This is a genomic window from Paenirhizobium cremeum, from assembly GCF_022884085.1.
GTDB classification, from domain to species: domain Bacteria; phylum Pseudomonadota; class Alphaproteobacteria; order Rhizobiales; family Rhizobiaceae; genus Allorhizobium; species Allorhizobium cremeum.
In genome coordinates, this window is sequence record NZ_JAGGCS010000009.1 from 141,130 (window position 1) to 156,531 (window position 15,402).

The window sequence follows — 15,402 nt, forward strand, 5'->3', positions numbered from 1 at the left end:
TAGCCTTCTGCTTAGGCGTGAGCGGCTTCACCAATCCGCCGATAGGTCAAACGCTTGTCGCGAGCCTGACGAAGAAGATCTTCGGCACGTTCTGCATCGCTAATCTTGAGCGCTGCGCGGCGGTTATGACGGAAATCGAACTCAGCAGGATAGCGGTGCAAGTGAGTTTCGCCGCAATGCCGGCGGACTACCGTCGACAGTGAGTGCCACCCCATCCCTACCACTTCATCAACGTATCCACATCGCGAACCTTGATGCCGGGCGTGATCTTGCTGCAGGCCGGCAGCGTCTCGCCTTCCAGCACCGCCGCCATCGCGTGGCGGTTCTGCGGGTCGCAATAGAGTTCGACGACGCCATCCGGCAGGCATTGGACGACCTGCTTTCGTCCACCCGAGAGGTTGCGCGCGATGAATTCCGGCCGGTTTTGCCAGTCCGGCGTAGTGGCGGTAAAAATCGCGTCGCAATCCTTCATCGAACCGATCTCCTTTTCGTAGAAAGCCGGCTCGGCCGCATTCGCCACGAAAGGCATGCCGGCGAGAAAAAGCAGGATCGGGACAATGCGGCGCATGGCGGGGGCTCCTCAGAAGACAGAGGCTCAAGCTAGCGCCCAGGCCTCCGCCGGAGAAACGCCAATACTGGGCGGATCACACCCGCTTCCTTACTCCGCCGCCCCGCCATACTGTTCCCATGCCGTCATCGCATGGCCTGCATACATCAGCGACGGGCCGCCGCCCATGTAGACGGCCATGCCCAGCGTTTCCTCGAATTCCGCCTTGGTGCAACCGAGCTTGATCAGCGTTTCGGTGTGGAAGCCAATGCAGCCGTCGCAGCGGGTGGAGATCGCGATGCCAAGCGCCACCAGTTCCTTGGTCTTCTTGTCCAGCGCGCCAGCCTTGGTGGCAGCCTGCGCCAGGGCGGAGAAGCCGGCCATCACATCCGGAACGTCCTTGCGCAAGATCTTGAGACCATTGGAGATTTCCTTCGTGATGTCGAGATAGTCCTTGCTCACCGGTCACCCTTTCAATCAAAACATATATAAATTCATATACATGAAGATTTCAGATTGCCGCAAGCATGAAAACGACGGAAAGACATGGTGCGGCAAACTGGACTAGCGGGCGCACAGCGCTCCGTCCTTTTCGTTCTCAATCCATTGAAGAACAAAGCCAACCCACAAAAAGAAAACGGCCGGGATCGCTCCCGGCCGTTTTCGGACCCCTTACCCTGGAGCGCCGTGCGTCCATCAGGACGCACAAAGGACGCTCCGAATTATAGAATCTGCGAATCGAACTCTCCGAAAATCGATTGCGATCTTCGGAAAGCTCGATGCGCCAGGGCCGGCGCCGTCAGACGCTTTTCCGGACCGGCGTATAGCCGGCCTCGCGTATCGCTTCCTCGGCCTTGGCAGCGTCGCCGGCCACCGAGACCTCGTGGGATTTCAGGTCGATCGTCACCGCAGCGCCCGGCAGGGCCTCGCTCAGCGCCTTGGTCACGGCCTTCTCGCAATGGCCGCAGGTCATGTCTTCCACCGCAAATCGTACTATCTCGTTCATCGTCTCTTCCTTCCGTTTCCGACCTATCGGACCGGTCCTTCTTGCACCTTCCTACAATTGGAAGGTCAAGAGGCAAAAACCAGGGTCAGTTTCGGTGGGCCCGCGTCTTCTTGCCGCTGCCGGCGAGATCCGCGAGAATCGGGCAGCTCGGCCGATGGTCGCCGTGGCAGCTTTCCGCAAGCTCGCTCAGCGTCGCCACCATGGCCTTCATCGAGGCGATCTTTTCCTCGAGTTCGGCAATGTGGTCGAGCGCGAGTTTCTTCACCTCGCCGCTCGCCCTTTCCTTGTCGGCCCAGAGCGCCAACAGCTTTTCCGTCTCCTCCAGCGAGAAACCCAGATCGCGGGAGCGCCGCACGAAGCGCAGCCGGTTCACCTCGTCCTCGCCGTAGATGCGGTAATTGCTGGCGGTCCGTGTGGCGGGGCGAACCAGGCCGATTTCCTCGTAATAGCGGATCATCTTGGCCGAAACGCCGGAGGCGAGAGAGGCTTCACCGATGTTCATGCGTCACTCCTTTCCCTTCCATTCTCCGACCCGATGGCCTTCCTTCACAACCGCCCGCATCAGATAGCCCCCGCCGTGCCAATATCCGTCACGGTGGCCCGCTTCAGCCTCAACGCATTGGTCAGGACGAAGACGCTCGAAAGCCCCATGGCTGCGGCGCCCACCATCGGCGAGAGCATGATCCCGAAATGCGGGTAGAGGATGCCCGCGGCAACCGGGATCAGCAATATGTTGTAGCCGAAGGCCCAAAAAAGATTCTGGCCGATATTGCGGATGACCTTACGGCTGATTTCCACGGCATGCACCGCGCCCGAGAGGTCGCCGCCAACCAGCACCACGTCGGCGCTTTCGATGGCGACATCCGTTCCGGTTCCAATCGCAATGCCGGTATCGGCGCTGGCCAGTGCGGGCGCATCGTTGATGCCGTCGCCGATGAAGGCCACCTTGCGGCCCTTGTCGCGCAGCGCCTCGATCGCCTTCACCTTCCCCTCGGGCAGCACTTCCGCCACCACCTCGTCGATGCCGGTCGCGCGCCCGATCGCCTCCGCCGTCCGGCGGTTGTCGCCCGTCACCATGACCACCGACAATCCCAGCGCCTTCAATGCCTTGACGGCCGGAATGCTGGTCGGCTTCAACGGATCGGCAACGGCAATCGCAGCGGCAAGCCGGCCGTCGAGCGCGACATAAAGCGGCGTCTTGCCTTCCGATGCGAGCCGCGCCGCCGTCTCCGCAAAAACCGAAACGTCGAGACCGAGCCTTGCCATGTAGCGGTCGGCGCCAGCCGCCACCGTGACGCCGGAAACCCTGCCGGCGATACCGTAGCCCGCCACCGCCTCGACGGCGTCGGCCGCTTCGACCGCAAGCCCGCGCGCCGTTGCAGCCTTCACGATCGCCTCGGCCACCGGATGTTCGGAGCGCGCCTCGAGGCTTGCGGCAAGCGCCAGCACACGGTCCTCCTCGAAGCCTTCGGCGACTGCAATATCCGTCAGTTCCGGCCGGCCCTTGGTGATCGTGCCGGTCTTGTCCATGACGACGGTGTCGACATCCTTGAGCGTCTGCAACGCCTCGCCCTTGCGGAAGAGAACGCCGAGTTCTGCGGCGCGCCCCGTGCCGACCATGATCGAGGTCGGCGTGGCGAGCCCCATGGCGCAGGGGCAGGCGATGATGAGCACGGCGACGGCCGCAACCAGCCCGTAGGTGTAAGCCGGTTCCGGCCCGATAACGAGCCAGACGAGGAAGGTCAGCACGGCAATGCCGATCACCGCTGGAACGAACCAGGCCGTCACCTTGTCGACCGCCATCTGGATCGGCAGTTTCGCCCCTTGCGCCTCGCCCACCATGCGGATGATCTGCGAGAGCATCATGTCGGAGCCGACCCGTTCGGCGCGGAAGCGGAAGGACCCCTTGCCGTTGATCGTGCCGCCGATCACCGTTGCGCCGGCGGTCTTTTCGACCGGCACCGGCTCGCCCGAAATCATCGCCTCGTCCACATGCGAGGCACCGTCGATCACGCTGCCGTCGACCGGAATGCGCTCGCCCGGACGCACCACCACGACATCGCCGGCCACCACGTCGGACGCCGCGATATCCAGTGTTTCGCCGTCGCGCTCGACGCGGGCGGTCTTGGCCTGCAGGCCGGCAAGCTTCTTGATTGCGGCACCGGTGCGGCCCTTTGCGCGCGCTTCCAGCAGCCGCCCGAGCAGGATCAGCGTCACGATCACGGTCGCCGCCTCGTAATAGACGTGCCGCGCCTCATAGGGCAGCGCGTCAGGCGCGAAGGTGGTCGCCAACGAATAGAGATAGGCGGCACCGGTGCCGATCGCGACCAGCGAATTCATGTCCGGCCCGCCGCGCAAAAGCGCCGGAACGCCCTTGACGAAGAAACGGCGGCCGGGGCCGAAAAGCACCAGCGTCGCGAGCGTAAACTGGATGTAATTCAGGAGGTTGCCGGGGAAGATGTCCATCAGCCTGTGATGCAGCGGCGGATAGATGTGGCTGCCCATCTCCATCACGAAAAGCGGCAGCGACAGCACCAGCGCAATCCAGAAATCGCGGGTCAGGCAGGAAATCTCCCGCTCCTTTGCTTCCTCGTGGGTATCCGTCTCGCCGGCCTCGGCCTGCAGCTTCGCCTTGTAGCCGGCCCTCTCGACCGCCTTTGTGAGAGCGGGAACGGCACTTCTGCCGCCAAGCACTGTCACCACCGCCTTGCCGGTTGCAAGGTTAACGGCCGCGCTCTCGACGGACGGCACGCTTTTCAGGGCCTTTTCCACCCTTGAGACGCAGGAGGCGCAGGTCATGTCCTCGATATCGAGCGTCACCGTCTCGGCCTTCGCCTCATAGCCCGCATCCTGCACCGCCTTGACCAGCGCTTCCGCCGAAAAACCGGGCCCCGGCGTCACACTCAGCGTTTCGGTGGCAAAGTTCACGGCGCTCGCCGCAACGCCCGGCACCTTCGCCGCTGCCTTTTCGACCCGCTTGACGCAGGAGGCGCAGGTCATGCCCTCGACCGGCAGGATGATCGGCTGGGCGGCCGGCGCTTTGTTTCTCGGCATCTCGTTCATCATCGTCACCCCCGGTCTCGCAGCCTCGCCCGAAACAGGCGCTTCGACCGGCCGCGAAACCTGAAAACCATTGCGATATCCCCCACCCCATATGGGAAGCGAGGGAGGACCGCACCATAGATGCACCTTCCCATCATGGGAGGGTCAAGGAGCGAATGGAAGATTTTTTGTCGCATGCATGACGGGGGAGAGAATACCCGCCCTCACCACCTCAGCACCTTCCGGCCGATGACGTAGCCTGCGGCCGTCACCAGGGCGATGGCGAGCGTATACCAGGTGGCGATGAAAAGCGGGCTGTCATCCGGGCAATGCCAGGCATAGATGGCGGCCCCCACGGCGCCCGCCGCAAGCCCGGCGGCGGCGCCCGCAAGGCCCGGATTTCCCGGAGCCCCCTGGCGCAGCGCGATCATAAGGCCGGCAAGCGGCGCCAATGACAGCACCGGAATGAAGAAAACGCAGAAGGCCGCGTGCAGGCCGAAAAGGCGCGTGGTCCATTCCCCTCTCGGCAGGACGAAAAGCTCGGCAAGGATCGCCACGAGCAGCAGGGCGGCCGGCACAAGGAGCAAGAGAGCCTGGGAACGAACGGCAAGGCCGGGCTGGCCGATCCGGGCGACGACGACGCAGGCGAGAACGGCAAGCAGCAGCGTCGCACCGATCTTGAAGGCGACACGCGCCGTCTCGATCGCCGTTGCGAGATCGACGCGCAGCCCGACCGTCGAAAGCAAAAGCCCCGCCGAAGCCAGTATGCCGAAGACGAGCGCCGGGACCAGCATCCGGCCGAGGCGCATGCGCACCGGCGCGTCTTCCGCAAGCAGCCTAATCAGTTCGTCCGTCTTCATGCTTCACTCCGGTAAAGGGCGGACAGCGTCTTCAATGCCCGGTGCAGCGCCACCCGGACCGCACCTTCGCTCATCTTCAGCCGCTCGGCGGTTTCCTTCACGCCGGCGCCCTCCAGCGAAATCGAACGCACGATGTCCCTTTGCGGCTCTTTCAGCCGCGTGAGAACGGTCTCGGCGTCCAGCCTGTCGGCGACATCCGCGCCCTCCTCCGCTTCCAGCGTCGCCATCACGTCCTCGAGCGGCACGTCGATGCGGCGCCCGCGCCGCCTCAGGCTGTCGATCAGCTTGTTGCGCACGATCGTCGAAAGCCATGGACCGATGGGCCGGCCCGGGTCCCAGCTGCCGCGCTTCAGATGCACGGCGATCAGAACCTCCTGAACGATATCCTCGGCCTCGCCGGCAGGCGCGCCAAACTGCTCGCAGCGCCTTCTGGCCATGGCGCGCAGATGCGGCGTCACCGCGCGCAGGAAACGGTCATAGGCCGCCGCGTCGCCATCCAGCGCTCCGCGCATCCATTCGGCCCACTGCGCTTCCCGTTCCAACTGCTTCACTATACCCTCTACGTCGGCCTACACGTTTTTGTTACCGCAGTGATCGCGACGAATTTTTCGGCCCGTCAACGCATTGATTTTCAACATTTATTTTGCAAGGCAACGCTTCACTGCGCCATTACGGCGGCCAAAGAAAGCGAAAACCCCGCGTAATGTTTTCCCCGGCGGCTGCGTAGCTCCCGATGTCCAAGCCAATCAGGGCTTGCCACATGAGGAGAACTAACGATGAAAAACGGCTTTGTCACTCTGGCGCTTGCCGGCTCGCTTGCTTCCGCACTCGCCACCCTCGCCGCGCCGGCCCTCGCAGAGGATGCCGCCAAGGAAAAATGCTACGGCGTCGCGATGAAGGGACAGAACGATTGCGCCGCCGGCAAGCACGACTGCGCCGGCAAGGCGACGATGGACTACGACAAGCAGTCCTTCAAGCTCGTTCCCGCCGGCACATGCACGACGATGATGGTGCCGGGCGGCGGCCACGGCTCGCTCACGCCGGCCTGATTTCCACCCTCTGCCTTCATCATCGAAAAAGGACATCACCATGAACAGACGCTGCACCGCGCTGGCCACGTCGCTTGCCACCGCCCTCGTGCTCGCCGGCAACCTTGGCGCTTCCGCGCAGGAGGCACAGAAGGAGAAGTGCTACGGCGTGGCCCTCAAGGGGCAGAACGACTGCGCCGCCGGCCCCGGCACCACCTGCGCCGGCACCTCGAAGATCGACTATCAGAAGAATGCCTGGAAGCTGGTGCCGGCCGGCACCTGCACAACCATCAAGACGCCCGATGGCAACGGCTCGCTGATGCAGGGCCCGGCACCGGTCTGACACAGGAAAACCAACGCGGCGCGGGCAAAACCGCGCCGCGGCACCGACGGAAACCCGGAGAACCTGCGATGAAATATTCCCTGCTGCCCGCCTCAGCCGGCGTCGGCTTCAAGCCCGAGCATTTCGCGGAGATCGATGCGGCACGCCAGCCCGTCGGCTTCTTCGAGGTGCATGCGGAAAACTACATGGGCGCGGGCGGCCCGCCACATGCCAGGCTGGCCCGCATCAGGGCCGACTACGCGCTTTCCATCCACGGTGTCGGTCTGTCGATCGGCGCAATGCAGCCATTGGACAGCGAGCACATCGCCCGGCTGAAAACCCTCTGCGACCGCTACGAACCGGACAGCTTTTCCGAACACCTCGCCTGGTCGAGCCATGGCGAGGTCTTCCTGAACGACCTCTTGCCGCTTCCCTATACCGACGAGACGCTGCGCCAGGTCGTCGAACACATCGACATGGTGCAGGAGCGTCTCGGCAGGCAGATGCTCCTGGAAAATCCGGCGACCTATCTCGTCTTCGAGGAAAGCACGCTTGCCGAAACCGATTTCCTGTCGGAGATCGCCCGGCGCACGGGCTGCGGCCTGCTGCTCGACGTGAACAACGTCTTCGTCGCCTCGACCAATCACAATCTCGACCCTTGCGCCTATCTCGCCGGCTTCCCGCTAGCGCATGTGCGGGAAATCCATCTGAGCGGCCATTCCGAGACGCTGGACGATACCGGCGCACCGCTGCTCGTCGATTCGCACGACACACCGGTCAAGGACCCGGTCTGGGCGCTCTACGAAACCGTCCTGTCGCGCACCGGCACGGTCGCCACCCTGATTGAGTGGGATAACGACGTGCCGGAATGGCCGATATTGCTTGCCGAGGCGCAGGCCGCCGAAGCCGTGCTCGGCCGCGCGCGCCGCGGCCATGCCGCGTGAGGCCGCCATGACCGCAACGACACAGGCGCGCTTCGCCGAAGCCCTTGCCGACTGGACAAGTCCCGTTCCCGCCGGGCTGCGCGCATGGACCGGCGAGCGGCCGGAACGGCGCTTTTCCATCTATCGCAACAATGTGCGCGCCGGGCTCACTGCGGCGCTTGCGTCGCGTTTTCCAGCGAGCGAGGCAATCGTCGGACCCGATTTCTTCGCCGCCATGGCCGCGGCATATATCGCCGCGCATCCGCCTCGCTCTCCGCTGCTCATGCACTATGGCGATGGCTTCGCCGATTTCGTCTCGACCTTCGCGCCGGCGGCGGGCCTGCCCTACCTGCCCGACGTCATCCGGCTGGAGATCGCCCGCGGGCACGCCTATCATGCAGCCGATGCCGTGCCGCTGGCGGCGGAAACGCTGGCGCAGGTGCCTGCCGAACGGCTGGCGGATCTCATCTTCACGCCGCATCCGTCCCTCGCCGTCCTGCGCTTCGCCCATCCCGCCGTCACCATCTGGGCGATGAATGCCGGCGAGGCGGAGCTTGCGCCGGTCGACGACTGGGCGGGCGAGGACGCCATCATCGTGCGTCCGGCGATGACCGTCGAAGTTCATCGTCTGCCGCCCGGCGCCGCCGCCTTCTTCGACGCGCTCGTCCGGGGCCTTTCGCTGGCGGAAGCCGCCGACCTCGCCGTCCGGGAGACGGACGCCTTCAACCTTGCGGCCGCTCTCGCCACACTCCTGGCCAGTGGCGCATTCATCGACATCACGATCAGGGAGGAAAACCCATGCCACATCCGATGACCATGGCCCCGGCGCAGGGCCAGCCGCTCCTGCACAGAGCGCTCTCCGGCATAGCAATGCTCGAACGCATTCCGAACGGCTTCATCGCCCTGGTTGCAAGGCTTTCGATTGCCGGCGTCTTCTGGCAGTCGGGCCAGACCAAGCTCGACGGCTGGCGCGTCTCGGAAAATGCGATCTATCTGTTCGAGAACGAATACAGGCTGCCGCTGCTCAGCCCATGGCTTGCCGCCCACATGGCCGCGTTTGCCGAACATCTCTTTCCGGTCCTGCTGGTCTTGGGACTTGCCAGCCGTCTCTCCGCCCTGGCGCTGCTCGGCATGACGCTGGTGATCGAAATCTTCGTCTATCCGGACGCTTGGCCGACCCACGGCACCTGGGCCGCCTGCCTGCTCGTGGTCATCGCCCGCGGGCCGGGCCTCTTCTCCCTCGACCACCTGATCGCACAGCGCCTCGAGCGAAACGGCGCTTCCACCGGCCGCACCGCCTGAAATCCGCTGCGATATCTTCTGCCCGATCAAGGAAGCACCCGAGGACCGCACCAGGGATGACCCTTCCGACATGGGAGGGTCATCGGCCGATTGGACGTTGTTTGTCGCTTGTGCTTTCGTCGGAAGGAGGCCCCTTCGCGCCCCGAAGCCTCACAAACCTGATATCGGCAGTTGACTTCATGGCCGTTACAAAGTTACATGCCGGTCGTTGAAGGTTCCCCCAACGGCATCCGCTTTCGGGGGATTAAAAGGGAACACGGTGCGACGTACCCATCAGGGCGCAAATCCGTGGCTGCCCCCGCAACTGTGAACGGCGAGTTCCTTCGCAACATGCGCCACTGGCCCGAAAGGCTGGGAAGGTGCGAAGGCGCTTTGACCCGTGAGTCAGGAGACCTGCCGTCGACGATCAACGAAACCTGGCCGGGGTGTGCCTGGGGGAATGACGATGGCGATTGTAGATTTCTCTTCCGATCTTTGCCCGACTGATTCTCGCTTGAGCCCCCGTGCGTTCGCGGAGGCTTGCGATGGAGCTTTCACCCTATCTTCACGGAGCTAGTCCCGCCGCGCTCCTCGTGGAGGATCTCGCGTGGGGGCCCTCGCGGCGTGCGCCGATCGTCCAGGATATCGGCTTCTCCGTTTCCGCCGGCGAAATGCTCGCCATCGTCGGCCCGAACGGTGCGGGCAAGTCCAGCCTGCTGCGCTGCCTCTACCGCTTTCATCGGCCGCTTGCGGGGCGTATCTCGCTGGACGGCGCGGATATCTGGCGGATGCCGCTTCGCAATGTCGCCCGGCGCGTGGCGACGGTCCTGCAGGAGCCGGCCGGCGATTTCGGGCTGACGGTCGCCGAGGTGGTCGAACTCGGCCTTGCGCCCCATGTCGGAAAAGCTGACCGCAGGGAGACCCGTCTCGCCATCGGCGCGGCGCTCGACCTCCTGAACCTTGCCGATCTGGCGCACCGGTCCTTCACCTCGCTGTCCGGCGGGGAAAAGCAGCGCGTGCTGATCGCCAAGGCGCTGGTGCAGAAGCCGGACCTTTTGATCCTCGACGAGCCGACCAATCATCTCGACATTCGCCACCAGCTCGAAGTGCTCGCCCTGCTGTCGGCGCTTCCGACGACCGTCATCGTATCGCTGCATGACCTCGCCCTCGCCTCGGCCCATGCCGACCGGGTTCTGGTGCTGCGCGACGGACGACAGGTCGACTGCGGTCCCGCCGCCGGCGTCCTGACGCCCGATGCCATTCGCGAAACCTTTTCCGTGGAAACCGTGATCGACCGCAATCCGGCGACCGGCCGTCCCCGCTTTTCCTTTCATCTCGAAACGCATGTTCAGGGGAGTATCTGATGCGCCTAGCCCTTCTTCTTGCCGCCACCTTCAGCCTTGCCGCCTCCATGGCGGCAGCATCCGGCTTTCCCGTCACGGTCAAAAGCTGCAATCGCGACGTCACCTTCGAGGCGGCGCCGAAGCGCGCGGTCTCGCAGGACATCAACCTGACGGAGATGATGCTGGCGCTCGGCCTCACCGGTAACATGGCGGGCTATTCCGGCATTTCCGGCTGGTACAAGATGGACGACGCGCTGAAGGAGCGCCTCGACAGCCTGCCGGAACTGGCGCCGCAGCGGCCGACCAAGGAGGTGCTGCTCGCGGCCGACGCCGACTTCCTGTTCGCCGGCTGGAACTATGGCCTCAAGGTCGGGGGAGAGCTCACCCCGGATACGCTCTTACCCCTCGGCATCAAGGTCTATGAACTGACCGAAAGCTGCATCCACATCATGAAGAAGGACAAGTCGTCCATGGACGACATGTACAACGACATCCTCAACATCGGGCGCATCTTCGGCGTCGAGGAAAAGGCGGTCGCGCTGGTCGACGGCTACAAGCAGGAGATTGCGGCGGCGACGGCGACCGTCGCCGGCGCGGGCGAGGCGCCGAAGGTGTTCGTCTACGATTCCGGCGAGGAAAAGCCGTTCACCGCCGGCCGCTTCGCCATGCCGACGGCGCTCATCGAGGCGGCCGGCGGCAGGAACATCATGGAGGATGTCGAAACGAGCTGGACGGAGGTCGGCTGGGAGCCGGTCATCGAGCGCAATCCCGATATCGTGCTGATCGTCGATTACGGCGCGGTCAGCGCCGCGGAGAAGATCGATTTCATGCGCCGGAACCCGGCCTTCAAGGATATTCCGGCGGTGAAGAACAACCGTTTCGTGATCCTGCCCTATGCCCAGGCCACGCCCGGCCCGCGCAATATCGAGGCCGTGAAGGCGCTTGCCGCCGCCTTCCATCCGAAGAGCAACTGATGAGCCACCGGGATTTCGTCCGCGGTCCGCGTCACGCGCTGATCCACGCCATGCCGCTGCTGATCGCCGGTCTGGCGCTCGCCCTTGGTGGCACCATGCTGTTCGGCGTCAGCGTCGGCTCCACGGGCATTCCGCTCGATGTCGTCTGGAAGGTCGTCGCCAGCCATCTCGGGATCGAGGGAATAGAGGCAAGCTGGTCGGCGGGCCGCGACAACATCGTCTGGGAAGTCAGGACGCCGCGGGTCATCCTCGGCGCGACGATCGGCGCGAGCCTGGCGCTCGTCGGCGCCGCGCTGCAATCGGTGACGCGCAATACGCTCGCCGATCCGCATCTGCTCGGCATATCCTCGGGGGCGGCCCTCGGCGCCATCGTCGCCATGCTGCATACCGGCATGATCCTCGGGGCGGTGACGGTGCCGCTCTTCGCTTTCGCGGGGGCTCTCGGCAGCACGGCGCTGGTGATCGCCACGGCGCGCTTCACGCATTCCGCCGATGCGGGCCGGCTGATCCTTTCCGGCGTGGCGATCTCCTTCGTGATCTCCTCGCTCGGAAGCCTCGCGATCCTGCTCGGCGATCCCCGCGCCACCCATACCGTGGTCTTCTGGATGCTGGGCGGGCTGGGCCTTGCCCAGTGGTCGCACCTGCCCTATCCGCTGGTGGCCCTTTTCGGATGCGGCCTCTACATCTTCCTCAACGCCCGCAACTTCAACGCCATGACGCTCGGCGACGAGAGTGCGACGACGCTCGGCCTCAACGCCAGCCGCTTCCGGCTGGCGACCTTCGTCGTCTGCGCCCTTCTGACCGGCGCCGCCGTCGCGTTTTCCGGCATCATCTCCTTCGTCGGGCTGATGGTGCCGCATATCGTGCGCGGGGTCGTGGGCGGCGATTACCGGCGGGTGCTGCCCTTGTCGGCGCTCGCCGGGGCGATCCTGCTGGTGGTCGCCGACATCGCGGCGCGCATCATCATCCCGCCCCAGGACATGCCGATCGGCATCATCACCGGCCTTGCCGGCGGCGTCTTCTTCATCGGCCTGATGCGCGGCAACCGGTCTGCCGGATAGCGCCTCACCCGGCGGCAGCGGCGTTCAGCGGCCGCCCTCTCCCACCCTCAGCGGCCAGTCGACCACGTAGTCCTCGAAGTCCTCGACATCGACGTCCTCTTCGGACACCGTGCGGCCGCGGGCGGAGATGCCCGCCGCATGCACCGTCTCGCGGTCGCCGGAAACGAGATAATGCCACCAGTAGAGATCCTCGCCGTCGCCGATCAGCCGGTAGGCGCAGGTCGGCGGCAACCAGCCGATCTCGTCCACGCCCTTGACGGTAAGCTGGATGCAGTCCGGCACGGTCGCCTTGCGGTTTTCATAATCCTTGCAACGACAGCTTTCCCCGTCGAGCAGGCGACAGGCAACGGAGGTGAACACCACCTCGCCGGTGTCCCAGTCTTCCAGCTTGTTGAGGCAACAGAGGCCGCAGCCGTCGCACAGCGCTTCCCATTCGGAAAGCGTCATTTCAGCAAGGGTCTTGGTCTTCCAGTAGGGTAGTTCGGTCATCGCCCGTCACCGGGGCAGACTGCGCCCCGCTTTTTTCTTGTTCTTTGCGTACAAATCGACAATCTATCAGCATTCACCGATTTGCCGGCCGGTTCGTCATGCTCTTGGCCCCTGCCGGCGGTCGCGTCAAGGGTCGAACGATCCAGGGGCCGGCTGCGTTTTGCCGGGCACCCCCTTATCGGACGGTCCGGATCGACAGTCGCGGACGCCTGTCCGCAGCATTCCTGGGAAGCAATTGCGTGGCCGACAACCTGCCGCCGGAACCGGAAAAGAAGCCGCGCCTCAAGCGCCATATCTTCCTGCGCATCGATAGCTGGATCGATTCCACGCTGTGGAACGCCGGCTTCAAATTCACCGAAGCCTGGGAGGAGATCACCATCTTCTTCCGCCGCTTCCGGGTGCGCGGCCTCAAAAGGCTGTTCTTCGAGGTGCTCGGCGAAGGCATGACGCTCGGCACCGCCGGCTTCGTCGTGCTTCTGGCGCTCGCCCAGCCGGCCTTCGAGGAGACCAAGAAGGACTGGCGCAACCACGACAACTTCGCCGTCACCTTCCTCGACCGCTACGGCAACCAGATCGGCCATCGCGGCATCATCCACGAGAATTCGGTGCCGATCGACGAGCTGCCGGACCATCTTATCAAGGCCGTTCTCGCCACCGAGGACCGCCGCTTCTTCGATCACTTCGGCATCGACTTCCTCGGCCTGATCCGCGCCATGAGTGAAAACGCCAAGGCCGGCTCCGTCGTGCAGGGCGGCTCGACGCTGACCCAGCAGCTCGCCAAGAACCTGTTCCTCACCAATGAACGCTCGATCGAGCGCAAGATCAAGGAAGCCTTCCTGTCGCTGTGGCTCGAGGCCAATCTCAGCAAGAAGGAAATCCTCTCGCTCTATCTCGACCGCGCCTATATGGGCGGCGGCACCTTCGGGGCGGCGGCGGCCTCGCAATTCTATTTCGGCAAGCCGATCACCGAGGTGACGCTCGCCGAAAGCGCCATGCTCGCCGGCCTGTTCAAGGCGCCGGCGAAATACGCGCCGCATGTCAACCTGCCGGCGGCCCGCGCCCGCGCCAACGAGGTGCTGTCCAACATGGTGCAGGGCGGCATCATGACCGAGGGACAGGTGATCGCCGCCCGGCGCAACCCGGCGACCGTGGTCGACCGCGGCCAGGCCGAGGCACCGGATTTCTTCCTCGACTGGGCCTTCGACGAGGTGCAAAGGATCGCGGCGAAATTCCCCGATCATTCGCTTGTCGTGCGCACCACCGTCGATACCGGCCTGCAGAAGGCCGCGGAGGAGGCCGTCGCCTCCAGCCTGCGCGAATATGGCGAGGCCTATCACGTCAAGCAGGGCGCGCTGGTGCTGATCGAGAACGGCGGGGCGGTGCGCGCCATGGTGGGCGGGCGCGACTACGGCGAAAGCCAGTTCAACCGCGCCACGCGGGCGCTGCGCCAGCCGGGCTCCTCCTTCAAGATCTACACCTATTCTCTGGCCATGGAGAGCGGGCTCACCCCGGAGACGCCGATCACCGACGGCCCGATTTCCTGGGGCAACTGGAGCCCGAAGAACTACGGCAACAGCTATGCCGGCCGCATCAACATCGAGACGGCGCTGGTCAAGTCGATCAACACCATCCCGGTGCGTCTCGCCAAGGACAGGCTCGGCCCCAACGCCATCAACGACATTATGGCGGAGGCGAAGAAATTCGGCGTGGAAACACCCATCCGAAAAGACGTGACGATCCCGATCGGCACCTCGGAAGTGACCGTGCTCGACCAGGCGACCGCCTATGCGGTGTTTCCGACCGGCGGCTACCAGTCGCGCCGCCACGGCATCCAGCAGATCATGAACTACAATGGCGACGTGCTCTACGATTTCGACCGCGACGAACCGCAGCCTGAGCGCGTCCTCTCCGAGCAGGCCGCGCATTCCATGCTGCAGATGCTGACCAAGGTTCCCTATATCGGCACGGCGCGGCGCGCCGCCGTCGACGGGGTTCTGACGGGCGGCAAGACCGGCACCACGCAGGCCTATCGCGACGCATGGTTCTGCGGCTTCACCGGCAACTACGCCGCCGCCGTCTGGTTCGGCAATGACGACTATACCTCGACCAACAACATGACCGGCGGCTCGGTGCCGGCCATGACCTTCAAGAAGCTGATGGACTATGCCCATCAGGGCATCGATCTCAGGCCCATTCCCGGCTTCGAGAACCCGGGCAAGGAGGTGACCGGCGAGAAGGTGGCAAAGGCCGCGCCGAAGGACGGCGAGGATGCCCTGCCCGCCCCGGTCCGGCCGCGTTCGCTGTCGGCGGGCTCGACCCGGCTGATTCGCGATATCGCCCGCATGCTGAAGGAAGCGAAGCCGCCGGCCCGGCCGATACAGAAGCTTGCGAGCGCCGAACTGCGTGGCTCGGAATGAGACGGTCGGACCGGCAAAAACCCCTTAGTATCCGGGGCTGAAACGCCGCTTGCCGCGACGGTTACCCGCCGTTAACCACGGAGCGTCAAGCCCGCCTGTTTCAGGCGCG

At 64.6% G+C, this 15,402-nt stretch carries 17 protein-coding genes, 1 pseudogene and 1 riboswitch; of the genes and pseudogenes, 9 read left to right on the plus strand and 9 right to left on the minus strand.

The genetic code is table 11. The features are described 5' to 3' along the window. Positions 1–11: 11 nt before the first annotated feature. From J5N58_RS17080 to J5N58_RS17115, 8 genes and pseudogenes are all read right to left on the minus strand, one after another. Positions 12–179, minus strand: a pseudogene (locus J5N58_RS17080) (IS1595 family transposase); the annotation flags it as partial. A gap of 38 nt (positions 180–217) precedes the next feature. Next, positions 218–568: a hypothetical protein gene (locus tag J5N58_RS17085; RefSeq protein ID WP_244711882.1), complete on the minus strand. Its 351-nt coding sequence runs from the start codon at positions 566–568 to the stop codon at positions 218–220. A gap of 90 nt (positions 569–658) precedes the next feature. Then, the gene (locus J5N58_RS17090) at positions 659–1,009 is read right to left on the minus strand and encodes a carboxymuconolactone decarboxylase family protein (RefSeq protein WP_244711884.1); all 351 of its coding nucleotides are present in this window, start codon (positions 1,007–1,009) and stop codon (positions 659–661) included. 337 nt (positions 1,010–1,346) lie between these two features. Next, positions 1,347–1,553 carry a heavy-metal-associated domain-containing protein gene (locus J5N58_RS17095; RefSeq protein WP_112830027.1) on the minus strand — a complete coding sequence of 69 codons (207 nt, stop codon included), beginning with the start codon at positions 1,551–1,553 and terminating at the stop codon, positions 1,347–1,349. Between the two features lie 85 nt (positions 1,554–1,638). Beyond that, positions 1,639–2,055, minus strand: a complete 417-nt coding sequence (gene cueR / locus J5N58_RS17100; RefSeq protein ID WP_113457567.1) for a Cu(I)-responsive transcriptional regulator — start codon at positions 2,053–2,055, stop codon at positions 1,639–1,641. 59 nt (positions 2,056–2,114) lie between these two features. Then, on the minus strand, positions 2,115–4,616 hold the full coding sequence (locus J5N58_RS17105; protein ID WP_244711970.1) for a heavy metal translocating P-type ATPase: 2,502 nt from the start codon (positions 4,614–4,616) through the stop codon (positions 2,115–2,117). Between the two features lie 203 nt (positions 4,617–4,819). Beyond that, complete coding sequence (locus J5N58_RS17110) at positions 4,820–5,455, minus strand: NrsF family protein (RefSeq protein WP_244711887.1); 636 nt, start codon at positions 5,453–5,455, stop codon at positions 4,820–4,822. After that, a complete protein-coding gene (locus tag J5N58_RS17115; protein WP_112830030.1) occupies positions 5,452–6,006 on the minus strand; it encodes a sigma-70 family RNA polymerase sigma factor in 555 nt (184 codons plus the stop codon). The genes J5N58_RS17110 and J5N58_RS17115 overlap by 4 nt, the downstream gene beginning before the upstream one ends. Before the next feature lie 225 nt (positions 6,007–6,231). Here J5N58_RS17115 and J5N58_RS17120 point away from each other — a divergent pair, with 225 nt between their 5' ends. The 8 genes from J5N58_RS17120 (at position 6,232) to J5N58_RS17155 (ending at position 12,387) form a co-directional block, all read left to right on the plus strand. Beyond that, on the plus strand, positions 6,232–6,504 hold the full coding sequence (locus J5N58_RS17120; RefSeq protein ID WP_113466921.1) for a BufA1 family periplasmic bufferin-type metallophore: 273 nt from the start codon (positions 6,232–6,234) through the stop codon (positions 6,502–6,504). A gap of 40 nt (positions 6,505–6,544) precedes the next feature. Next, a complete protein-coding gene (locus J5N58_RS17125; protein WP_112830032.1) occupies positions 6,545–6,826 on the plus strand; it encodes a BufA1 family periplasmic bufferin-type metallophore in 282 nt (93 codons plus the stop codon). Between the two features lie 68 nt (positions 6,827–6,894). After that, positions 6,895–7,749 (plus strand): MNIO family bufferin maturase, encoded by an 855-nt coding sequence (gene bufB / locus J5N58_RS17130; RefSeq protein ID WP_244711889.1) that lies wholly within the window; start codon positions 6,895–6,897, stop codon positions 7,747–7,749. A 7-nt stretch (positions 7,750–7,756) separates the two neighbouring features. Then, a complete protein-coding gene (locus J5N58_RS17135) occupies positions 7,757–8,542 on the plus strand; it encodes an HvfC/BufC N-terminal domain-containing protein (protein ID WP_244711891.1) in 786 nt (261 codons plus the stop codon). Continuing rightward, positions 8,527–9,030 (plus strand): DoxX family protein, encoded by a 504-nt coding sequence (locus J5N58_RS17140; RefSeq protein ID WP_414900751.1) that lies wholly within the window; start codon positions 8,527–8,529, stop codon positions 9,028–9,030. The genes J5N58_RS17135 and J5N58_RS17140 overlap by 16 nt, the downstream gene beginning before the upstream one ends. A 195-nt stretch (positions 9,031–9,225) precedes the next feature. Beyond that, a riboswitch (cobalamin riboswitch) is annotated at positions 9,226–9,445 on the plus strand. A gap of 109 nt (positions 9,446–9,554) precedes the next feature. Next, entirely contained in the window at positions 9,555–10,373 is an 819-nt protein-coding gene (locus J5N58_RS17145) for an ABC transporter ATP-binding protein (protein ID WP_244711893.1), read from the plus strand. Beyond that, the gene (locus J5N58_RS17150) at positions 10,373–11,326 is read left to right on the plus strand and encodes an ABC transporter substrate-binding protein (protein WP_244711895.1); all 954 of its coding nucleotides are present in this window, start codon (positions 10,373–10,375) and stop codon (positions 11,324–11,326) included. Before J5N58_RS17145 ends, J5N58_RS17150 begins: the two co-directional genes overlap by 1 nt. Then, the gene (locus J5N58_RS17155) at positions 11,326–12,387 is read left to right on the plus strand and encodes a FecCD family ABC transporter permease (protein ID WP_244711898.1); all 1,062 of its coding nucleotides are present in this window, start codon (positions 11,326–11,328) and stop codon (positions 12,385–12,387) included. The genes J5N58_RS17150 and J5N58_RS17155 overlap by 1 nt, the downstream gene beginning before the upstream one ends. A 24-nt stretch (positions 12,388–12,411) precedes the next feature. Here J5N58_RS17155 and J5N58_RS17160 read toward each other — a convergent pair whose 3' ends face one another. Then, entirely contained in the window at positions 12,412–12,876 is a 465-nt protein-coding gene (locus tag J5N58_RS17160) for a YcgN family cysteine cluster protein (protein ID WP_113338891.1), read from the minus strand. Positions 12,877–13,115: 239 nt separating this feature from the next. Between J5N58_RS17160 and J5N58_RS17165 the strand changes: the two genes are divergently transcribed. Then, on the plus strand, positions 13,116–15,293 hold the full coding sequence (locus J5N58_RS17165; RefSeq protein ID WP_244711900.1) for a transglycosylase domain-containing protein: 2,178 nt from the start codon (positions 13,116–13,118) through the stop codon (positions 15,291–15,293). Positions 15,294–15,402: the final 109 nt, after the last annotated feature.